This is a genomic window from Kitasatospora sp. NPDC098663 (assembly GCF_044760075.1).
Lineage (GTDB): Bacteria > Actinomycetota > Actinomycetes > Streptomycetales > Streptomycetaceae > Kitasatospora.
On sequence record NZ_JBIWAP010000034.1, the window covers coordinates 59,996 to 80,670 of the forward strand.

16 protein-coding genes are annotated in these 20,675 nt (G+C 72.6%); 4 read left to right on the forward strand and 12 right to left on the reverse strand.

Features of this window, described 5'->3' with window-relative positions; all coding sequences use genetic code 11:
- Positions 1 to 157: 157 nt before the first annotated feature.
- Positions 158 to 2,527: a lamin tail domain-containing protein gene (locus ACIQVZ_RS30405; protein ID WP_402454288.1), complete on the reverse strand. Its 2,370-nt coding sequence runs from the start codon at positions 2,525 to 2,527 to the stop codon at positions 158 to 160.
- A gap of 304 nt (positions 2,528 to 2,831) precedes the next feature.
- On the opposite strand from ACIQVZ_RS30405, the gene ACIQVZ_RS30410 reads away from it, so the two are divergent.
- Positions 2,832 to 4,283: a WGR domain-containing protein gene (locus tag ACIQVZ_RS30410; RefSeq protein WP_350884119.1), complete on the forward strand. Its 1,452-nt coding sequence runs from the start codon at positions 2,832 to 2,834 to the stop codon at positions 4,281 to 4,283.
- A gap of 51 nt (positions 4,284 to 4,334) precedes the next feature.
- Here ACIQVZ_RS30410 and ACIQVZ_RS30415 read toward each other — a convergent pair whose 3' ends face one another.
- The 4 genes from ACIQVZ_RS30415 to ACIQVZ_RS30430 all read right to left on the reverse strand — a co-directional run bounded on the left by ACIQVZ_RS30415 (position 4,335) and on the right by ACIQVZ_RS30430 (position 8,711).
- A complete protein-coding gene (locus ACIQVZ_RS30415) occupies positions 4,335 to 5,342 on the reverse strand; it encodes an NADP-dependent oxidoreductase (protein WP_350884121.1) in 1,008 nt (335 codons plus the stop codon).
- A gap of 116 nt (positions 5,343 to 5,458) precedes the next feature.
- Complete coding sequence (locus ACIQVZ_RS30420) at positions 5,459 to 6,490, reverse strand: LLM class flavin-dependent oxidoreductase (protein ID WP_350884123.1); 1,032 nt, start codon at positions 6,488 to 6,490, stop codon at positions 5,459 to 5,461.
- A 211-nt stretch (positions 6,491 to 6,701) separates the two neighbouring features.
- Positions 6,702 to 7,091, reverse strand: coding sequence for an SCO5389 family protein (locus ACIQVZ_RS30425; RefSeq protein ID WP_063345914.1), 390 nt, complete (start codon positions 7,089 to 7,091; stop codon positions 6,702 to 6,704).
- An 81-nt stretch (positions 7,092 to 7,172) separates the two neighbouring features.
- Complete coding sequence (locus ACIQVZ_RS30430) at positions 7,173 to 8,711, reverse strand: MFS transporter (protein WP_350884126.1); 1,539 nt, start codon at positions 8,709 to 8,711, stop codon at positions 7,173 to 7,175.
- A 202-nt stretch (positions 8,712 to 8,913) separates the two neighbouring features.
- Here ACIQVZ_RS30430 and ACIQVZ_RS30435 point away from each other — a divergent pair, with 202 nt between their 5' ends.
- Positions 8,914 to 9,669, forward strand: a complete 756-nt coding sequence (locus ACIQVZ_RS30435) for a class I SAM-dependent methyltransferase (RefSeq protein WP_402454291.1) — start codon at positions 8,914 to 8,916, stop codon at positions 9,667 to 9,669.
- Positions 9,670 to 9,763: 94 nt separating this feature from the next.
- Here the strand turns inward: ACIQVZ_RS30435 and ACIQVZ_RS30440 are convergent, their stop codons facing one another.
- Both ACIQVZ_RS30440 and ACIQVZ_RS30445 read right to left on the reverse strand, forming a co-directional pair.
- Positions 9,764 to 10,984: a hypothetical protein gene (locus ACIQVZ_RS30440; RefSeq protein WP_402454294.1), complete on the reverse strand. Its 1,221-nt coding sequence runs from the start codon at positions 10,982 to 10,984 to the stop codon at positions 9,764 to 9,766.
- A 176-nt stretch (positions 10,985 to 11,160) separates the two neighbouring features.
- Positions 11,161 to 11,754 (reverse strand): carboxymuconolactone decarboxylase family protein, encoded by a 594-nt coding sequence (locus tag ACIQVZ_RS30445; RefSeq protein ID WP_402454297.1) that lies wholly within the window; start codon positions 11,752 to 11,754, stop codon positions 11,161 to 11,163.
- A 149-nt stretch (positions 11,755 to 11,903) separates the two neighbouring features.
- Between ACIQVZ_RS30445 and ACIQVZ_RS30450 the strand changes: the two genes are divergently transcribed.
- The gene (locus tag ACIQVZ_RS30450) at positions 11,904 to 12,215 is read left to right on the forward strand and encodes a winged helix-turn-helix transcriptional regulator (RefSeq protein ID WP_402454330.1); all 312 of its coding nucleotides are present in this window, start codon (positions 11,904 to 11,906) and stop codon (positions 12,213 to 12,215) included.
- Positions 12,216 to 12,241: 26 nt separating this feature from the next.
- Here ACIQVZ_RS30450 and ACIQVZ_RS30455 read toward each other — a convergent pair whose 3' ends face one another.
- The 5 genes from ACIQVZ_RS30455 to ACIQVZ_RS30475 all read right to left on the reverse strand — a co-directional run bounded on the left by ACIQVZ_RS30455 (position 12,242) and on the right by ACIQVZ_RS30475 (position 18,389).
- Complete coding sequence (locus ACIQVZ_RS30455) at positions 12,242 to 14,020, reverse strand: glycoside hydrolase family 15 protein (RefSeq protein WP_350884134.1); 1,779 nt, start codon at positions 14,018 to 14,020, stop codon at positions 12,242 to 12,244.
- A gap of 68 nt (positions 14,021 to 14,088) precedes the next feature.
- Positions 14,089 to 14,985: a carbohydrate ABC transporter permease gene (locus ACIQVZ_RS30460; RefSeq protein WP_402454301.1), complete on the reverse strand. Its 897-nt coding sequence runs from the start codon at positions 14,983 to 14,985 to the stop codon at positions 14,089 to 14,091.
- Positions 14,972 to 16,048 carry a sugar ABC transporter permease gene (locus ACIQVZ_RS30465; RefSeq protein WP_350884138.1) on the reverse strand — a complete coding sequence of 359 codons (1,077 nt, stop codon included), beginning with the start codon at positions 16,046 to 16,048 and terminating at the stop codon, positions 14,972 to 14,974. Before ACIQVZ_RS30465 ends, ACIQVZ_RS30460 begins: the two co-directional genes overlap by 14 nt.
- Positions 16,038 to 17,291 carry an extracellular solute-binding protein gene (locus ACIQVZ_RS30470; RefSeq protein ID WP_402454304.1) on the reverse strand — a complete coding sequence of 418 codons (1,254 nt, stop codon included), beginning with the start codon at positions 17,289 to 17,291 and terminating at the stop codon, positions 16,038 to 16,040. The genes ACIQVZ_RS30465 and ACIQVZ_RS30470 overlap by 11 nt, the downstream gene beginning before the upstream one ends.
- Positions 17,292 to 17,354: 63 nt before the next feature.
- Positions 17,355 to 18,389, reverse strand: a complete 1,035-nt coding sequence (locus tag ACIQVZ_RS30475; RefSeq protein ID WP_350884142.1) for a LacI family DNA-binding transcriptional regulator — start codon at positions 18,387 to 18,389, stop codon at positions 17,355 to 17,357.
- 166 nt (positions 18,390 to 18,555) lie between these two features.
- Here ACIQVZ_RS30475 and ACIQVZ_RS30480 point away from each other — a divergent pair, with 166 nt between their 5' ends.
- Positions 18,556 to 20,613 carry a glycogen debranching N-terminal domain-containing protein gene (locus tag ACIQVZ_RS30480; protein ID WP_402454307.1) on the forward strand — a complete coding sequence of 686 codons (2,058 nt, stop codon included), beginning with the start codon at positions 18,556 to 18,558 and terminating at the stop codon, positions 20,611 to 20,613.
- The last annotated feature ends 62 nt before the right edge of the window (positions 20,614 to 20,675 follow it).

The following is a 20,675-nucleotide window of genomic DNA, read 5'->3' on the forward strand; positions in this document are numbered from 1 at the left end:
CCGTCCACGGTCCGCCCCAGGGCTCCTGGGGCGGGCGGCCGTCAGGATTCGACGAGGCCCTGCGCGCCCTGCTGGCCGCCGTGGCCGGAGGCTGGACGGCGAACGCGGTGCCGGCCTCCCCGTCCGGGGGAGGACGGCACCGCGCCGGTGTCGTGCGTCAGGGCAGCGGGATCCGCACGATCTGCGGGTCGTGGTCGCTCAGCTGGGTGCTGAACTCGCTGTTGATGTGCACGATGTCGTAGCTGTACGGCTTCGCCGCCAGCGCGCCGGAGATGAGGATGTGGTCCAGCACCTGGGAGTTGCCCTCGTACACGTAGGTGTAGCGCTCGGGCAGCGGCAGGGTGCGCGGCAGGTCGGTCAGCGAGCCGCCGGCGGTGAGGATGTCGGCGGTCTGCGAGAACTCGAAGTCGTTGAGGTCGCCGAGCACGATGACCGCCGCGTTCGGGTCCACCGCCAGGATCTGGTCGGTGAAGTTCTTCACCACCGTCGCCTGGTTGTGGCGCTGGGTCTCGGACGGGTGCGCGGGCGGCTGGTAGCGGCCGAACAGGGGCTGGTCGCCGCCCTTGGAGTTGAAGTGGTTGGCGATCACGAAGACCGGCTTGCCGTTCCAGCGGAACTCACCGGCGAGCGGCTTGCGGCTGGAGTTGAACGCCGTGTTGGTCGGGTCGATCCGGCCGGGGGAGTAAGCGAGTTGGGGCGTGCCGCCGTTGTTGACGACCGAGTCGGCGGTGGTGGAGCCGGCGCCGGGGCGGTCGGTGAAGCTCAGGCCGCGGTCGGTGCGGAACAGGAACACCTGGCGGATGTTGCCGCCGGGCTGGCCGCCGTCCTGGCCGTCCACCGGGTTGATCTGGCGGTAGGAGTAGGCCGGGCCGCCGGCCGCCGAGATGGCGGCGGTGAGCTTGGCGAGGGTCTGGTCGGGGGCGGTGGTGCCGTCGTCGGTGGGGCCGCTGTTGTCCTGGATCTCCTCCAGGGCGACGAGGTCGGGCGAGCGCAGGTTGGTGACGATGCCCGCCGCGAGGCCGTCGAACTTGCTCTGCGGGTCGGCGGGGGAGAGGTTCTCCACGTTGAAGGTGGCGGCGGCGAGCTGGCCGGCCGTCGGGGCGGCGGTGACCTCGGCGGCGAGGTTGCCGGAGGTGACCGCCGGGGTCGCGGTGACCTGGAGCTTGAAGTTGCCGAAGGAGTAGTCGAGCACGCCGACGGTCGCGCCGGTCAGGGTGTCGCCGACGTTGGCGGTCGGGGTCGGCGCGAGCGTGTTCGCCAGGGTCACCCGCTCCGGGTTGCCGTCGTTCGCCTGGAGCAGGATGCCGCCCCGGTTGGTGCGGGTGGTGCTGCCCTGGGGCACGACGGGGAGGTCGCCGTACTTGTTGCTGGGGCCGACCACGGCCGCGTCGTCGATCTCGACCCGCATGCCCTCCAGCGAGGCCCAGAAGTCCAGGCCGTCGGTGGCGGGTTGGTAGTTTCCGGCGGTCTCGACGTCCCCGCCGGCGACGCTGGAGATCACCGCCGCGGGGGGCACCCGCCCGCCGGGGCCGACCAGGGTGGGCGCGGGCAGCGGCGCGTTGTGGGCGAGCACCGTGACGCTGGGCGCGGTGAGTTCGGTGATCGACAGGTTGGTGGTGCCGCCGCTGCCGCCGGGGCGGTACTGGCTGACGGTGGCGCTCACCGTGACGGAGTCGCCGACCGCGACGGTGGGGGCGCCGGCGGTGTAGACGTAGACGCCCTCGCTGGTGCCGGGGTCGTTGTCGGGCTGCGGGTCCTGGTACCAGAAGCCGTTGGGCCCGACGGCGGTGACCACGCCGGGCACCGCGCTCACGGCGCTGCCGGCCAGCGGGGAGGTGCGGGCCGCGCCCTGGATGTCGTGGATCCGGGCGCCGGTGGTGGTGCCGCCGCCGGTGGACGCGGAGTTGCGCGGCGTCGGGGCGCCGATGGTGAAGTCCGCCGCGTTGTTGTCGGTGTCGGTGGCGCCGCCGCCGACGCGCAGGGCGGCGGTGGAGTTGGACAGGTTGCCGGTCGGCGAGCCCTCGGCGGAGCTGGCGCTCGATCCGTAGCCGACCAGGTCCTTCACCCCGGGCTGCGTCGCGCAGCCCGAACCGCAGGTCAGCGCGGTGCCGTTGGTGACCAGCGCGACCTTGCCGGAGGTCGCGGCCAGGTTGAGGGTCCCGGTGGCGTCCGGCGTCGGCAGCGCCGCGCCCGTTCCGGCCCCGGTGGCCTCCTGCACCAGGAGGAAACGCCCGGGCGCGATGGTGCCGGACAGCGTGGTCCGGCCCCAGGACGTGCCGCCCGCCGAGGCGTACTGCACCGTCCAGCCGGTGACGGACACCGGCGCGGTGCCGCGGTTGTACAGCTCGATGAAGTCGTTGGCGTACGGGGCACCGGAGTTGCCGCCCCCGCCGTACACCTGGCTGATCACCACGTCGGGTGACGCCGCCTGGGCGACGCCGCCGGGCAGCGCCAGCAGCGCCCCCACCACGGCTGCGGTGGACGCCCCCGCTATCGCTCTGCGCCGGACTCGCTGGGTACTCCGCATGAGCTTCCTCCTGACGGCCGCTCGGGCTGGTGGCCCGGCGGTCTGAACACGGACAAGAAAGTTCGGGCGCTGCGGTTCTAGCAACGCCACCCGATCCCTACCGTGCGCGGCGGGCGACGACCAGATGTACGGCGGAAGAATGGTTCGTGAGGCGACAAGTGGGAGGCGAGGTTCCGGGAGGGCCCCGTGGGGCGTGCTGTCAGTGCCGCGCCTTAGGTTGGGTGTTGTCGGTGAGCGGGGCCGCGAACAGGCCCCGCCTCGCCACCCGTCTCCGTTGCCCGAAAACCCGAAAGGGGACTTCGTCGTGTCCGTCGCCGTGGAAGAGCAGGTCACCTACCTCGAACTGTCCGAGGAGGAGGGGAGCGCGCACAAGTTCTACGAGGTGCGGCTCGCCGGCAGTACGGTGACGGTCCGCTACGGGCGGATCGGCGAGGAGGGGCAGGCCAAGTCGACCAGCTTCCCGAGCGCCGAGAAGGCCGCCGCGTCGGCGGCCAAGAAGATCGGCGAGAAGGTCCGCAAGGGCTACGCGCCGGCCGTCCAGGGCGTGCGCCAGCGCCGGGCGGTGACCAGGCGGCAGCTCGTCAGCACCCGTTCGACGGCGAACCAGGCGCCGCTGCTGTGGCGGTTCCGCTCCGGCTCGCCGGCCTTCGGCGTCTTCGTCGGCGAGGAGCACGCCTGGGTCGGCAACGAGCGCGGCGACGTCTACACCCTCACCCACGACGGCGAGGTCACCGCCCGGTTCGGCCTGCCGGACGGCGTCAAGTGCATCGTCGCCGACGACTGGTGGATCTACGCGGGCTGCGACGACGGCAAGGTGTACGACCTGGGCGGCAAGGTCCCCCGGGTGGCGTACGAGATAGCCGAGGACGTGGACATCTTCTGGCTCGACATCCACGACGGCGTCCTCGGCGTCGCCGACGAACGCGGCGGGCTGACCACCGTCGACCACGAGGACGAGTTCCAGTGGCGCCGCAAGGCCGAGGGCCGCTCCGGCTGGATGGTGCGCTGCGACGCGGACGGCGTCTACCACGGCCACTCGCGCGGCGTCGCCCGCTACGCGGCGCGCGGCGGCGACCAGCTGTGGCACACCGCGACGAAGGGCGAGGTGCTGTTCGGCTGGCAGGAGGCCGACGAGGTGTTCGCCGGTACCGGGCGCGGCTGGGTGCACCGGCTGCGCAAGTCCGACGGCTCCGAGGTCGCCGCGTACCGCTGCGACGCCGCCGTGTTCTCCTGCGCGGCCTCCCCGGACGGCGAGTACGTCTTCGCCGGGGACAACCACTCCTCGGTGTACTGCTTCGCCGCCGACGGCACCCGGCTGTGGAAGCTCGCCACCGGCTGCGGCTCGGCGTACAGCATGCAGTACCGGGACGGCCGGCTCTACCTGGTGACCACCGACGGCTCCCTCGCCTGCCTGGACGCGAGCGAGCAGGCCGTCCGGGCGGCCGAGGGCGGCACCCTGCCGGCCACCGCCGAGGTGCGCGACGCCGGCTGGGAGGCGGTGCGGCCGGGCACGGCCCTGGAGACGGTGGTCGTCGGCACCGGCGGCCTGCCCGGCGGCGGGATCGAGGTCGAGTGCGTGCAGGACGGCGCCCGGCTGCGGGTGCGGGTGGTGTCGGCGGGCTTCGACCAGGGCCGGCGGGTGCAGTTCCCGAAGGACATCCGGGTCGCCGGGGCGCGGTACCTGGTCGCCGAGGTGCGGGAGTCCGCCTCGGGCGGCTTCTACCGGGCACGCGGCGAGATCAAGCGCCTGCTCTGAGCGCTCCCGGTGCGGCGGCGGACGTCCCGTCGCCGCCGCACCGGGCCGGGATCAGCTCAGCCGCAGCACCAGCTTGCCGGTGTTCTCCCCGCGGAAGAGCATCCCGAGGACCGCCGGGAAGTCGTCCACCGTCCCCTCCACCACGTGCTCCTTGACCTTGATCCGGCCGTCCGCGATCCAGCCCGCGAGCTCCCGGGCCGCCTCCGGGTAGCGGCGCGCGTAGTCGAACACCACGAAGCCCTCCATCCGGGCCCGCCGCACCAGCAGTGACAGGTAGTTGGACGGGCCCTGCACGGCGGTCTCGTTGTTGTACTGGCTGATCGCCCCGCAGAGCACCACCCGGGCGTGCATCGCGAGCCGGGTGAGCGCGGCGTCCAGGACGTCCCCGCCGACGTTGTCGAAGTACACGTCGATGCCGTCGGGCGCGTGGTCGCGCAGCGCCTTGCGGACGTCCTCGGAGCGGTAGTCGATCGCCGCGTCGAAACCCAGTTCCCCGGTGAGCAGCGCGCACTTCTCGGGGCCGCCCGCGATGCCGACCACCCGGCAGCCCTTGATCCTGGCGATCTGCCCGACCAGGCTGCCGACGGCCCCGGCGGCGCCGGAGACCACCACGGTCTCGCCCTCCTTGAGCGCCCCGACGTCCAGCAGCCCGAAGTAGGCGGTCATCCCGGGCATGCCGAGCGCGCCGAGGTACGTCGACAGCGGCGCGAGCGCGGGGTCGACCTTCAGCGCGCCCTTGCCGTCCGAGACCACGTACTCCTGGACGCCGAAGCTGCCGACCAGGTGGTCGCCGACACGGAACTTCGGGTGGTCGGACTCGACGACCTCGACCACGGAGCCGGCCCGCATCACCTCGCCCAGCCCGACCGGCGGCAGGTAGGACGGCCGGTCGTCCAGCCACCCGCGCATCGCCGGGTCCAGCGACACGTACCGCGTCCGCCCCACGAACTGCCCCGGCCCGGGCGCCCCCACCGGCTCCGACCCGTGTGCCCAGTCCTCCGCCCGCACCTCCCCGACCGGCCGACGGGCGAGGCGGATCTGACGGTTGGTCGCGGTCATGACGTCTCCTGGGGGCGTGCGGGCCTGCACTGGACGCCCGAGTCTAAGCAAGCGCTTAGTCATCTGGCCAGTGCCCGCCCGGCGCGCCGACGTCGGCCGTCCGACCGGTCGCCGGGTCAGCCGCGCCCGGTCGAGGGCCGCCAGCCGAGGGCGGGGCCGAGGCGGGTGGCGAGGTCGGTGAGGATCTGCACGTAGTCCTGGTGGTCGAAGGTGAAGGGCAGGGCGAAGGCGACCTCGTCGACCTCCTGGTAGCCGGCGTGGGCGCGCAGCCGCTCGGCGATCTCCTCGGACGGGCCGACCAGGTCGGGCGCGAACACCATCCGGGCCGGGCCCTGCGGGGCGAGGGTGCGGGGGGTGCGGGCGAGGGCGTACGCCTGGTACTTGGCGCGCTGTTCGGGGCCGGCGCTGTCGGTGGGGATGACGACGAGGCCCTGGGAGACGCGGGCGCGCTCGCCGTCGGGGTGCTGGGCGCGGAAGGCGCGGATCTGGGTGCGCTGGATCTCGGCGAAGTCCTCGGACTCCCCCTCGGTCTTGACGATGCTGCTGGTGAGCAGGTTGAGCCCGTGCTCGCCGGCCCAGCGGGCGGAGCGCAGGCTGCCGGCGCCGTACCAGAGCCGGGAGGCGAGGCCGGGGGAGTGCGGCTGGACCCGGCGGGAGTACACCTCGATGCCCTCGGTGCCGGCGAAGTCGGAGGCGGGTTCGCCGCGGACGAGGCGGAGGAGGCGCTCGGCGCGGCCGGTCCCGAAGTCCTCGTGCTCGCCGGTGTCGGGGTGGAGCGCGCCGCGGACCCGGTCGTAGTGGGTGGGCGGGCCGACGCTGAAGCCCGGGTTGAGGCGGCCGCCGGACAGGACGTCGACGGTGGCGAGGTCCTCGGCGAGGCGCAGCGGGTTCTCCCAGCCGAGCGGGGTGACGGCGGTGCCGAGGTGGATGCGGCTGGTGCGCTGGGAGGCGGCGGCGAGGACGGCGACGGGGGAGGAGATCCCGTACTGGAGGTGGCGGTGGCGCAGCCAGGCGCTGTCGAAGCCGAGCTGCTCGCCGAGGGTGATGAGGTCGAGGGTGGACTCGTGGCCCCGGCGCGGGTCGGCCTCGTCGAACAGTCCGATGGTCAGGAAGCCGAGTTTCCGCAGCGGTCGTGGGGTCGGCGACATGGTGGGTGGCTCCGGGTGGTGTGAGGCGGCCCCGGGAGGGCCGGGCGGGCGGTGCCCGTCGAACGTACGCAGGCGGCTCGCGTCCCCACAAGATCGGCGCGGGATCGGACATCCGCGCGCAACACGGCGCAATCCCGCCTCAACACCGACCCGGTACGGGGCGCGGCGGGCCCCCCTCCCCCGACGGGGGCCCGCCGCGCGTCCGGGAGGGTCAGCAGCTGCGCAGCTCCGGGCTCTGGTTGCGGATCTGGTTGTGCAGCGAGGTGAACTCGCGGTAGGCGTCGCCGTCCTCGGTGCCGGGGCGGAAGGCGCCGACGCGGTGGCAGTTGACGAAGGCGAGCTTGACGCCGAAGTGGTCCTCCAGGCTGCCGCGGATGGCGTTGCTGGCGAGCGCGCGCAGCAGCTGGGCGCGCTCCTCGTCGGTGGGCGTGGTGTTGTCGGTGGTGAACTCGTCCTCGGTGGCGCTGAGTTCGGTGCTGAGCCCGGCGACGACCTGGTAGGCGTAGGGGAGGGAGGCGCGGACGGTGTCGAGGAAGTCGGCCTGGTTGACCCGGCCGTGCTCGGCCTGGGCGAGGAGGGCGGGGGAGACGTCGAGCGACATGGGTGTCCTCTTTCGCGGAGTCTGGTTATCGAAGATGAAAACCATTGCAAGATGGACTGTCGGCGATGCCCGGACGCCCTGTCAAGTGACGTCCCCCGAAGGGCTGACGGGCGGCGCCTCCCGGTCGGCCCTGATGACGAACAGGGCGATCAGCGCCGCGAGCACGGCGAAGGCCAGGCCCATGTCGAACGCCCTGGAGATGCCGTGCACCAGCACCTCGGAGGAGTACGGCGCCGGCAGCTTCCCGGTGGCCCGGAACTGGGCCGCCTGCTGCGGGGTGGCCTGCCGCAGGAACGCGCCGACCTGCCGGCCGGCCTCGTTGCGACTGGCCGTGCCGTAGACCGTGACCAGGATCGACAGCCCCAGCGAGCCGCCCACCTGCTGGGTGGTGTTGAGCATGCCGGTGGCCGCACCGGTCTCGTGCGGGGCGACCCGGGAGACCACCGTCAGCGTGGCCGGGACGAAGATCGAGCCCATCCCGAGGCCGAACAGCAGGGTCGGGCCGAGGACCCCGGTCAGGTAGCCGCTGTGGGCGTCGAGCCGGGTGGCCCAGAACGCCCCGCCCGCCACCAGCAGCGAGCCCACCACCAGGAACGGCCTGCGCCCGTACCGCAGCTGGTTGCGGGCGGCGAACTGGGCGGCGACGACGCTCGCGGCGCTGATCGGCAGGAAGGCGAAGCCGGCCCGCAGCGGGCTGAGCCCGAGGACGTCCTGCACGAACAGGGTCATGAAGAAGAAGATGCTGAACATGGTCGCGGCCACGCAGAGCAGCAGCCCGTAGGCGCCGGAGCGGTTGCGGTCGCGGAACAGGTGCAGCGGGGTGATCGGCTGCGGCGCCCGCCGCTCGTGGAACAGGAAGGCCGCCAGCAGCAGCGCGGCGAGGCCGAACGAGGTGAGCGTCACGGAGTCGGTCCAGCCGTGGTCGGAGGCCCGGATGAAGCCGAAGACCAGCGAGACCATGCCCGCGGTGGCGGCGAACGCGCCGGTCAGGTCGAAGCGTCCGGGGTGCCGCTCGGACTCGTTGATGTAGAGCGGCGCCAGCAGCGCGATCGCGATGCCGATCGGCACGTTGACGAACAGCACCCACCGCCAGGACAGCCAGGAGGTCAGGATCCCGCCGGCGAGCAGGCCGACGGCGCCGCCCGCCCCGGCGACGGCCGAGTACACGCCGAAGGCGCGGTTGCGGGCCGGGCCCTCCGGGAAGTTGGTCGCGATCAGGGCGAGCGCGGTCGGCGAGGCGATCGCCGCGCCCAGGCCCTGGAGTGCGCGCGCGGCCAGCAGCCAGCCGGAGGACTGCGCGACGCCGCCGAGCAGTGAGGCGAGGCTGAAGATCAGGACCCCGGCGACGAACACGCGTCGGCGCCCGAGGATGTCGCCCATCCGCCCGCCCAGCAGCAGGAGTCCGCCGAAGGTGAGGGTGTAGGCGTTGACGACCCAGGACAGGTCGGTGGTGTTGAACCTCAGCGCCTGCTGGATGTGCGGCAGGGCGATGTTCACGATCGTGACGTCGAGGACCACCATGAGCTGCGTGGCCGCGATGACGGTGAGGGCTGTCCCCGGGTGCTGGCCGCGGCGTGCGGGTGCGGGCGGCGCCGGGGCCAGGGCGCGCGAGGTGACCATGGCAGGTCCCCCAATGGCTCGGGAGCGAACGACGGTGAGGGGCGGGTCCGTCCACTGACACCGGCAGTATCCCCGAGGTGTAGGGAACACAATCGTTCATTACCGACAACCGGCTGATTCCGGACCCGTACCACTCCTCCGGGCGCGGTGCGGCGGGGGAGAACCCGGGCGCGGCCCGCCGCGGCGTGTCAGGATGCTCGGCATGTCTGCTCGCGCACTGAGCTTCGGCGCGATCGCCGAAGCCTACGAACGTTTCCGGCCGGGGTACCCCGACGAACTCTTCGGCACGGTGGCGGCGTACGCGGGCCGGCCGGTGCGGACGGCCCTGGAGATCGGTGCGGGCACCGGCAAGGCGACCCGGCTGTTCGCCGGGCACGGGGTCGACGTCACGGCGACGGAGCCCGACGCGGCCATGCTCGCCGAACTGCGCAAGGCGGCGCCCCCGAACGTGCGGACCGTCCGGGCCGCGTTCGAGGACCTGCGGCCGGGCGGGACGTACGGGCTGGTCTACGCGGCGGCGGCCCTGCACTGGACGCGCCCGGAGGGCCGGTGGTCGCGGGTGGCCGCGCTGCTGGAGCCGGGCGGCGTGTTCGCCAACTTCGGCGGGCCGTTCCGGCCGGCCGACCCGGCCGTCGAGGAAGCCGTGCGGGCGGCCCGGGCGCCGTTCCTGGAGAGCGACGACGTCCCGTCTCCGGACGGGACCGCTCCCGAGGAGGAACTGCAGTGGCCGGGCACGGAGTTGGAGCGGTCCCGGCTGTTCCGTGACGTCCGGCAGTCCGTCATCCGGCGGCGCTTGCGCGTGAGCGCCCCGTACTACCTCGGTCACCTGTCGACCGTCTCGGCGTACCTCCAACTGCCGCCGCCGGAGCGGCGGCAGGCCTTCGAGGCGATCACGCGGGTGCTGCCCGAGACGGTCGAGGTCGCGGCCGACCTGACCGTCCATCTCGCGCGCCGGTGATCCGGGCGGTCGGGACGCCGACTGCGGCGTCGAACAGCGGCGCCCGGCCCGCCGCTGTCGCGGCCGGCCGGGCGCCGTGGGGGAGGGGCGGGGATCAGCCCTCCTGGGCGAGGCTCTTCATGTCCTCGTAGCCCATGCCGAGCTTGCTGAACACCTCCTGCTGCGCCGGCGGCAGGCCGAGGGCCTTCAACTCCTCGGACTGGGCGGGGGTCAGGGGCTTGCCGGGGGTGAGCGCCGGGGTGGTCGGGGCGGGGCCGCCCTTGTTCCCGCTGGTGGCGCCGGAGGCGATGAGGGTGATCATCGCGCTCTGGATGTCGTCGCTGGTCAGCGCGGTGGCGCCGGCGGGGGCCTCGACGGTCGGGGCGTTCTGGTTGAAGGCGAGCTTCACCGGGAAGTTGACGCCCGGTCCGGCCTTCGCCTCCAGCTGGGCGAGGTCGAAGGTGGCGGCGGAGGGCTTGCCGTCCTTCAGGTAGAGGTCGACGCCGACCTTGTCCTCGCGCACGGTGCTCGGGACGGAGGTGGGGAGCTTCCCGAACTGCTCGGGGAGCTTGGTGGCCAGCGGCTTGAGGGCCTTCAGCAGCTCGTCGGCCAGCTGGCGGCCCGGGGCGCTCATCCAGATGTGCTCGGCGCCGTCCTTCTTGCCCTTGTCCTCGAAGGTGACGGTGCGAGACAGCACGTCCTTGAGGGAGTTGGTCAGCTGCTTGGCGGACTCCGGGTCCAGCGAGGGCTGTGCGCTCGGGGTGGCCTTGGCGCCGTCGAACTTCTTGGCGTCGTCGGCGAGCTTCTGCAGGTCGAAGGAGACCCACTTGCCGGCCAGCACGTCCTTGATCGGCTTCAGTTCGGCGGGCATGCCGCTGCTGATGGCGTCGACCTCCGACGGATCCTCGCCGAGCAGCTTCACCAGGGCCTTGGCGTCGGCCCGCAGGAACGCCTTGGCGTCGACCTGGCGGTACTCCAGCAGCGCGGTGCCCTTCCGGTCGGAGAGCACGTAGGACAGGCGCACCGACTTGTCGAGCGTCAGGTCCTTGTCGGCACCGTTGCTTTGCGCGTTCTTGAAGGTGTCGAGGTCCTTCAGCGGCTTGTCGGCGGATATCGCGACGGAGAAGCTCAGCCCGGACACGGCGTCGGCGGTCTTCGGGTCGACCTTGTCGCCGGTGGCCGCGCCGAAGGCGGTGATCTGTTCGGGGGTGGCGTCCACGGAGAACGTGAGGCCGGCGGCCTTGCCCTCGCCGACCTTGGTGAAGGCCTTGGATACCTTCTGCGCGGCGGACAGCTGCTCGACGGTGCCGCAGGCGGCCAGGCCGGCGGCGAGCACGGATGCGGTGACGGCGACGGGAACGGTTCCGCGTGCGGCCCGGCGAATGGCGGTGTTGATGGTACGTCTCCTGTGTAACGGGGCCTGACCGCATGGTCGGACCAGTCCCTCCCCGGTGGCGTCAAGCGCCACAGTGCTTACACATTTGATCACATCATCAGCAAGGGGGTGGCCGATTATTTTCGGGGGAGGCGGGGCTCGGCGGGCACCGGGGCGACGTCGGCGAAACGGGGTGCGCCGGGCTCGTACGGCACCCGCGCGGCCCGCGCGGCGAAGCTGACGGCGTGGTACCAGCCGCACAGCAGGAGCAGGTCGAGCAACTGGCGGTCGTCGAAGACCGGCGTGAGTCGCGCCCACAGTGCGTCGTCGATGTCGGAGTCCGCGTGCAGCGCGTCGACGGCGAGGATGAGCAGCCGTTCCCGTTCGGACGTCCAGCACGCGTCGGCGGCTCCGCCGTGGACCAGTGACGCCGTCTGCGCGGGGGTGAGGTCGACCCGCTCGGCGAACGTCATCACGTGGACCCCCCATTCGTACTCGCAGCCGCACAGCGCGCACGTCCGGTCGATGACGATCTCGCGCTCGCGCATGGTCAGGCTCAGCTGCCGGCCCAGCTCGTAGCGGCCCCACCCGTGCATGGCGTCGGCCATCGGCGGGTTCCTGGCGAACAGGCGGAACAGGCCGATCGGCGCGGCCCCCTCGGGCGTCATGCGCGCGAGTCGCGCGGCGGCCTGGTCGGTGTACGGCGGCTCCAGCGGGGCTATCCGCGGCATGGGCTCTCCCGTTGCGCTCGTTCCGGATGTTTCGGAATCAGAAACAGCAAGGGGGATGTTAATGTTTCGAATAACGAAACGCAAGGGGAGTTATGCCGACACCACGCCCGGGGGAGCCGGTCCGCGGCTCGACGACCGGCCGGCCGATCATGGCCGCGATGGACCTGTTCGGACGCCGCTGGGCCCTGCGCCTCCTCTGGGAGCTGCGCGCCGGCCCGCTCGGGGCCCGCGCCCTGCTCGCACGGTGCGAGGGCCTGTCGTCGAGCGTCCTCTACCAGCGGCTCCGTGACCTCACGTCGGGCGGCCTCGTCGCCCCGTCGGCCGACGGCTATCAGCTCACCCGGCTGGGAGAAGCCCTCGGCCACGCCCTGCGCCCGCTCGACGAGTGGGCGGTCGCCTGGGCAAAGGAGCAGGAGCAGGACGGGAACGGTGGTGGCGGCCGGGCCGGACAGCCGGGCTGACCGCCACCACGGACGGGCCCCGGTACTCAGCCCCGGCCGAGGCGCAACGCGGTGTCGATCAGCGGGACGTGGCTGAAGGCCTGCGGGAAGTTGCCGACCTGGCGCTTGAGCCGCGGGTCCCACTCCTCCGCCAGGAGCCCGAGGTCGTTGCGGATGGACAGCAGCTTGTCGAACAGCTGGTGCGCCTCGTCCGTCCGGCCGATCATCGCGAGGGCGTCGGCCAGCCAGAACGAGCAGGCCAGGAAGGCGCCTTCGTCGCCCGGCAGGCCGTCCACCCCGCCGCTCGTGGGGTAGCGCAGCACGAAGCCGTCCTCGGTGGACAGTTCGCGCTGGATCGCCTCGACGGTGCCGATCACGCGCTTGTCGTCCGGCGGCAGGAAGCCGACCTGGGGGATGAGCAGCAGCGAGGCGTCGAGTTCCTGGGAGCCGTAGGACTGGGTGAAGGTGTTGCGCTCCGGGTCGTAGCCGTGGGTGCAGACGTCCTCGTGGATGGTGTCGCGCAGGGCGCGCCAGCGCTCCAGCGGCCCCTCGCAGTCGGTCTGCTCCAGCAGCTGGACCGTCCGGTCGACGGCGACCCAGGCCATCACCTTGGAGTGGACGAAGTGCCGGCGCGGGCCGCGGACCTCCCAGATGCCCTCGTCCGGCTCCTGCCAGTGCTCCTCCAGCCAGGAGATCAGCCGCAGTTGCAGCAGGTGGGCGTGGTCGTTGCGGGCCAGGCCGGTGTGCTGGGCGAGGTGCAGGGCCTCGACGACCTCGCCGTAGACGTCGAGCTGGAGCTGCCCGGCGGCGCCGTTGCCGATTCGGACGGGGCGGGAGCCCTCGTAGCCGGGCAGCCAGTCGAGTTCGGTCTCCACCAGCTCCCGTTCGCCGGCGATGCCGTACATGATCTGGAGGTTCTCCGGGTCGCCGGCGACGGCGCGCAGCAGCCACTCGCGCCAGGCCTTGGCCTCGTCGCGGTAGCCGGTGCGCAGCAGCGAGGAGAGCGTGATGGTGGCGTCGCGCAGCCAGGTGTAGCGGTAGTCCCAGTTGCGGACGCCGCCGATGTCCTCGGGCAGCGAGGTGGTGGGGGCGGCGACGATGCCGCCGGTGGGGGCGTAGGTGAGGCCCTTGAGGGTGATCAGGGAGCGGATCACGGCCTCGCGGTAGGGGCCCTGGTAGGTGCACTGGGCGGCCCAGTCGCGCCAGAACTCCTCGGTGGCGGCGAGTGCCTGCTCGGCGTCCGGCCGGTCGGGCGCGCCGAGGTGGGAGGCCTGCCAGGTCAGGGCGAAGGCGATCCGTTCGCCGGCGGTGACGGTGAAGTCGGCGTAGGTGGTCAGGTCGCGTCCGTAGGTCTCGGACTCGCCGTCCAGCCACACCGAGTCGGGCCCGGCCACGGCGACGGTGCGGGTGCCCGTGCCGTCCGTGACCTTGTGCACCCAGGGCACGATGCGCCCGTACGAGAAGCGCATCCGCAGGGCCGAGCGCATCCGGACGGTGCCGGAGACGCCCTCGACGATCCGGATCAGCTGCGGGGCCGCCGTGCCGCGCGGCGGCATGAAGTCGATCACCCGGACGGTGCCCCCGGCGGTGTCCCACTCCTGTTCCAGGATGAGCGAGTCGCCCCGGTAGCGCCGCCGGTGGGCGGGCGGGGCGTCACCGGGGGCGATCCGCCAGAAGCCGTGCTCGTCCGTGCCCAGCAGGCCGGCGAAGACGGCCGGGGAGTCGAAGCGGGGCAGGCACAGCCAGTCGACGGCGCCGTCCCTGCCGACCAGGGCGGCGGTCTGCATGTCGCCGATCAGCGCGTAGTCCTCGATACGGGCGGGCACGTGGTTCTCCAAGAAGGGTTCACAGGAAGGTTCGGCAGAGGGGGTGTACTGGCCGGGCCGGGCCGGGCTCACTCCTTGAGCGAGCCCGAGTTGGCGCCGCGCACGAAGTGGCGCTGGAAGCAGAAGAACAGGATCGCCACCGGGAGGGTGGAGACCAGCGCCGCCGCCAGCTTGAGCGGGTACTGCGTCCCGGAGCCGAGGCCGCCGGAGACGAAGTGCGCCAGACCGGTGGTGAGGGTGTCGTGCTCGCTGGACTGGGTGGAGACCAGGAAGTGCGTGAACTCGTTCCAGGAGCCCTGGAAGGAGAGCACGGTGAGCGTGATCAGCGAGGGCCGGGACATCGGCAGGACGACGGACCAGAAGATCCGGAACGTCCCGGCGCCGTCGATCCGCGCCGCCTCCTCGATCTCGCGCGGCACCGACTCGAAGAACTGCTTCATGATGAAGATCCCGGCGGCGTCGACCAGCAGCGGCAGGATCATGCCGCTGTAGCTGTCGAACATGCCGAAGCTCTTCAGCACCAGGAACTTCGGGATCAGCAGCACCACGCCCGGCACCGCCATCACGGCCAGCACGAAGGCGAACAGCAGCCGGCGGCCCGGGAACCTGATCCGGGCCAGCGCGTAGCCCGCCATCGAGTCGAACAGCACCCGGCCGGCCGTCACCAGGACGGTCACCAGCACGCTGTTGCCCAGCCAGCGCAGGAACGGGATGTTCTCGACGCCCTCCGCCAGGCCGAACAGCCGCCGGTAGGAGGCCAGGGTGCCGCCGTCGGGCAGTACCGACATCGGGTTGGCGGCCGCGTCCGGGTCGGTCTTGAAGCTGTTCACCAGTTGCAGCAGGAACGGCAGCAGGTAGAGCAGTGCGAAGCCGAGCAGGACGGCGTACCCGAGGATCCGCAGCGGCCGGGGGAAGCGGCCGAGGATCGGCTTGTCCACGGTGGCCTTGCGGTCAGCGTGCGGCACGGCGGGCTCCCTTCGGGCTGCGGCGGGGCTTGCCGTCCCGCTCCCGCAGGACCCACCGCTGGACGGCGGTGAGCAGCAGGATCAGGCCGAGCAGGACGAACGCGATGGCGGCGCCCTGCCCGAAGTCGGCGTTGTCGAAGCCGGCCGAGTAGGACAGGTAGGCGGGCGTGAGGGTGGTGTTGCCGGGCGCGCCCTTGCCCATCACGTACACCTGGTCGAAGACCTGCCAGGTGGAGATCAGGCCGAGGGTCAGCACCAGGAACAGGACGGGCCGCAGCGCGGGCAGGGTGACGTGGCGCAGCAGCTGGCGGCGGTTGACGCCGTCGAGCGCGGCGGCCTCCTCCAGTTCGCGCGGGATGTCCTGGAGGGCGGCGAGGAAGATCAGCATGAAGGTGCCGGAGGTGGTCCACACCGCCATCAGGATCAGCGTGCACATCGCGACCGAGGGCCCGGCGAACCACTCCGACCAGGACAGCCCGAGCGGGCCGCCGGTGCCCGGGGCGGGCTGGTCCAGGCCGAACCAGCCGAGCACCAGCCAGATCACCCCGCGCGGGTCGGCGAACCAGTTCGGCCCCTTGACCCCGAGCCAGCCCAGCATCCGGTTGACGGCGCCGCTGCCCTGGAAGAGGAACAGGAAGACCGTCGAGATCGCGATCGAGCTGGTGACGGACGGGAAGTAGAACACCGTGCGCAGGGCGCCGCGGCCGCGCAGCATCCGCTGGTTGACGAGGATGGCGAGCAGCAGCGCCAGCACCGTCTGCAGCGGCACCGTCAGCAGGACGTAGTACAGCGTGTTGCGCATGGAGGTGGCGAACAGCGTGCGGTCCAGCCCGTCCTCGGCGAACAGCCGGCGGTAGTTGTCCAGGCCGATGAAGTCCGCGCTGCCGCTGAACGGGTTGGACTGGCCGTCCCAGTGCAGCAGGCTGACCCACAGGGCCATCCCGATCGGCAGGACCATGAAGAGGCCGAGGACCAGGACCATGGGGCCGGCGAACAGCCAGCCCCATGCTCCCTCGCGCAGGCTGCGCCGGCGTGTCGTGCCGGTGGAGCTGTTACTTGGCATTCTTGATGGCCTGCTCGCCGTTGCGCTGGAGGGTGGCCAGGATGGCCGCCGGGTCGCCCGTCTTCAGCGACTGGAGGTCGGTGTTGAACTGGGTGAGCACCTTGGTGAACCCGGCGATGGTGACCGGCGCCTGGGCGTCGGCGACGCCGTCGACCCAGGCCTTGGACTCGGGGTACTTCTGGGCGTAGGCGCTCAGCGCGCTGGTGCGCGAGGGCATCACGCCGAAGGCCTGGGCGAACTCCAGCTGCTGGTCGGCGGAGGCGAGGTGCTTGACCAGGTCGACCCCGGCGGCCTGGTGCTGGCTCTTGGCGGCGATGCCCCAGCAGTTGCTGAAGGCGAGGGTGCCGGGGCCGGCCGGGCCGGCGGGCAGCGGGAGCACCTTGTACTGGACGTTCGGGTAGTCCTTGGCCATCGCGCCCTTGAGCCAGTTGCCCTCGATGGTCATCGCGGCCTTGCCCTTGCCGAGCGCCTCGCCGCCCCAGCCGGCGTCCACCTCGGCGACGTACTTGGCCGAGCCGGCCTTCATCATCGACTGCACGTACTCCAGCGCCTGCTTGTTGGCCGGGCTGTCGGCGGTCATCGCGGTCTGCTCGGGGTTGGTGATCCAGCCGCCGGCCTCCTTCAGCAGGGCGCCGAGCCGCTGGTAGTCGGGGGCGGTCACCAGGCCGGTCACGCCGTCCTTGGTGAGCTTGGCGGCGTCGTCGGAGAGCTGCTGCCAGCTGGTCGGGTAGTCGGCCTCGGTCAGGCCGGCCTGCTGCCACAGCGTGGTGTTGATCGCCAGGCCCAGGGTGGAGGTGTCCTTGGGCAGGCAGGTGAGCTTGCCGTCGTAGCTGAAGGCCTTGCGCAGCGGCTCGGAGAAGTCGGCGGCGTCCGGGATCTGGTCGCCGTAGGCGTACAGCGAGCCGCCCTTGGCGTAGTTCGCGAACTGGTCGGAGTTGACGTAGAAGAGGTCCGGCGGGTTGCCGCCGGCGAAGGCCTGGCCGAGCTGCTGGTTGATGTCGCTGGCGATCTGCACGGTGACGGTGTTGCCGGTCTTCTTGGCCCAGTCGGCCGTGGCGGCCTTGACCGCGGCCGTCTCGGACTCGCCGGAGGTGGCGATCAGTACCGTCAGGCTCTGGTTGCCGCCGGAGGACTGCTTGGCCGGTGAGTCGCCGAAGCCGCCGGAGGAGGAGCAGCCGGTGACGGCGCCGAGGGTGACGGCCGCGCAGACGGCTGCCGCGGCGAGGGTGCGGGAGGTGGCCATGCGGGATCTCCTTGCGAGGGTGGGTGGGGGGAGTGGGAGGAGATGGTTCGGGGGGAGCGGCGGTCAGACGCTTTCGCGCAGGACCAGCTCCGGTTCCAGGAGCACGTGTTCGGTCGGCCGGTGGTGGTCGCCGAGGCGTTCCAGCAGCAGCCGCATGCACTCGCGGCCGACCGCGTCGAGCGGTTGGGCGAGGCTGGACAGCGACGGGAACAGCAGGGGGGCGATCGGCGAGTCGTCGAAGCCGATGACGGCCGCGTCCGGGCCGGGGGTGCGGCCGTCGCGGCGCAGCGCCTGGTACCAGCCGAGCGCCAGGGTGTCGCTGGCGGTCACCACCGCGGTCGCGCCGGTCGCGAGCAGCCGTTCGGCGGCCTCGGTGGCGCTCGCCTGGTCGTCCGGGCTCTCGGCCCGGCGGCCCCGGGCGGGCAGGCCCAGTTCGCGCATCGCGCTCTGCCAGCCGCGGGCGCGGTCGTCGCCGACGCCGGAGCCCTTCGGCCAGCCGAGGAAGCCGATCTTGCGGTGGCCGAGCCCGGCCAGGTGCCGGACGGCGGCCGAAGTCCCGGCGGAGCCGTCGACGTCGACCCAGTCGCCGACGTCCCGGCCGGACCAGGTGCGACCGAAGGCGACGTACGGGACGCCGCGTTCGTGCAGCCAGCCCTGGCGGCGGTCGCCGCGGTCGGTGCCGCTGAGGACGAAGCCGTCCGCGCCGTGCTCGTCGAGCAGCTGCTGGTAGCTGGTGAGTTCGTCGTCCCCGGGGGCGACGGCGAACAGCACCACCCGGTAGCCGGCCTGGTCGGCGGCCTCGGAGAGCGAGTGCAGGAACTGGTCCAGGACCGGGGTCGGGACGCCGGTGCTGCTGGAGCGGATGCCGTAGCCGATCAGCCGGCTGGCCCTGGTCTTGAGCGCCTGCGCGGCCCGGTGCGGGCGGTAGCCGAGCTCGTCGATCGCGCGCTGGACCCGCTCCAGCGTCTGCGGGCGCAGCAGCTCGGGCGAGTTGATCGCGTTGGACACCGTCTGACGGCCCACGCCGGCCCGGGCGGCGACCATTTCGAGGGTCGCGGCGGACCCTGTCCTGGGCCGGGGCGATGAGTGTGCATGCATGACGGCGATCCTAGGTTCTGTCTTCATTGACAAGATCTTGGAGCGTTCCAATACGGGGTTCCATCATCCCCACCAGTGGGGTTAATGTCTTGGAACGCTCCAATGGCAGAAAGGTTGCGCCCGAGTGGAAGCAACTGTCAAGCCCCAAAACGAGGATGAAGAGACCATGTCAGCGATCGCCCTGCAGCCGTTCCTGCACGACGCCCAGCTCTCCGTGGCCGCCCCGAGCTTCTGCGCCTCGCGCCCGGACGGGCGGATCGGCGAAGGCGCGGACGGCTTCTACCACGGGGACCGCCGGATCCTCTCCCGCCTGGAGGCCGGCGTCGCCGCGGTCCCCAACGCCCCCGTCGCCACCGCGCTCGGCGAGGACGGGCGCACCACCTTCGTCACCGTGCTGCGCGGCATCGCCGAGCTCACCCCCGACCCGGCCGTCACGCTGGAACGCCGCCGGGAGCTGCACCCCGGCCGCCTCGTCGAGCGCTACACCGTCCGCAACGCGGGCGACCTCACCGCCCGCCTGCGCCTGGACCTGCGCGCGGAGAGCGACTTCGCCGCGATGGACTCCGTCAAGGCCGGCCGCGCGACCCGGGCCCTCACGCCCACCGCCGGCCCGAACGGCCTGCGCTGGAGCGAGGGCGCGCTCAGCGCCGCCCTCACCGTCGAGCCGGCGCCCGACCACCTCGCCGCCGACACCGGCACCCTGGGCTTCGACCTCGAACTCGCCCCCGGCCAGAGCTGGCAGGCTGTCCTGGAGTGCACCGCCGAGCACCGCGACGGTGACCTCTTCCCCGCCCCGGCCGCCGGCGCCGCCCCGTGGCGCACCCCCGCGATCACCGGCCGCGACCACCACCTCGCGCACTGGATCGCCCGCTCCCACCACGACCTGCGCGGCCTCCTGCTCACCGACCCGCTGGAGCCCGCCGACCACTTCCTCGGCGCCGGGGCCCCCTGGTTCCTCACCCTGTTCGGCCGCGACTCCCTCTGGGCGGCCCGGATGATGCTCCCGCTCGGCACCGAACTCGCCGCCGGCACACTGCGCACCCTGGCCCGCCGCCAGGGCCGCGCCCTCGACCCGGCCACCGAGGAGCAGCCCGGCAAGATCCTCCACGAGGTCCGCCGCGACGAGCAGCACCTCGACAACGGCTCCCACCTGCCGCCCTGCTACTTCGGCACGGCCGACGCCACCCCGCTGTGGCTCACCCTGCTGCACGACGCCTGGCGCTGGGGCATGCCCGAGGACCAGGTCGAGGACCTGCTGCCGCACGCCGAGGCCGCCCTCGCCTGGCTGGCCGACCACGCCGACGCGGACGGCGACGGCTTCCTGGAGTACGTCGACAGCTCCGGCAAGGGGCTCTCCAACCAGGGCTGGAAGGACTCCTCCGACAGCATCCGCTTCCGCGACGGCCGGATCGCCGACGCCCCCATCGCGCTCAGCGAGGTCCAGGCCTACGCCTACGAGGCCGCCGTCGCCTCCGCCGCCCTGCTGGAGGCCTTCGGCCGGCCCGGCGCCGACCGCTGGCGGCAGTGGGCGGAGGAGCTGCGGCTGCGCTTCCGCGACCGGTTCTGGACCGAGGACGCGCACGGCCCGTACCCGGTGGTCGCCCTCGACGGCGGCAAGCACAAGGTCGACTCGGTCGCCTCCAACATGGGCCACCTGCTCGGCACCGGCCTGCTCGACCCGCAGGAGAGCGCCCTGGTCGCCGGCCGGCTCACCGCCCCCGGCATGGACAGCGGCTTCGGGCTGCGCACCCTGGACGCCGCCGCGGCCGGGTTCAACCCGCTCGGCTACCACACCGGTTCGGTCTGGCCGCACGACAGCGCCATCGCCGTCCACGGCCTCGCCCGCGCCGGGCTGCACGACGCCGCCGCGCCGCTGGCCGCCGGCCTGGTCCGCGCGGCGGCGGCCTTCGACCACCGCCTGCCCGAACTCTTCGGCGGCTACCCGCGCGCCGAGGTCGCCCGCCCCGTCCCCTACCCGGCTTCCTGCCGCCCGCAGGCCTGGGCCGCCGCGGCCTCCGTCCAGGTGGTGCAGGCACTGCTCGGCCTGGAGGCCGACGCCCCCAACCGGCGGCTCCGGGTGCGGGCCCAACTCCCGGCCGGCTACGAGTCGCTGACGTTCACCGGCCTGACGGTGGCGGGCCTGCCGATCGAGGTGTCCACCGACCACACCGGGGCCGTCGACCTGCGCGCCCCGGAGGGCTTCACCGTCACCACGGACCGCTGACGCGCACCCCGCCGGCCCGCCGCCGCGCCCGGCCCGGTCGGCGGGGAGCAGACCGTCCGGGC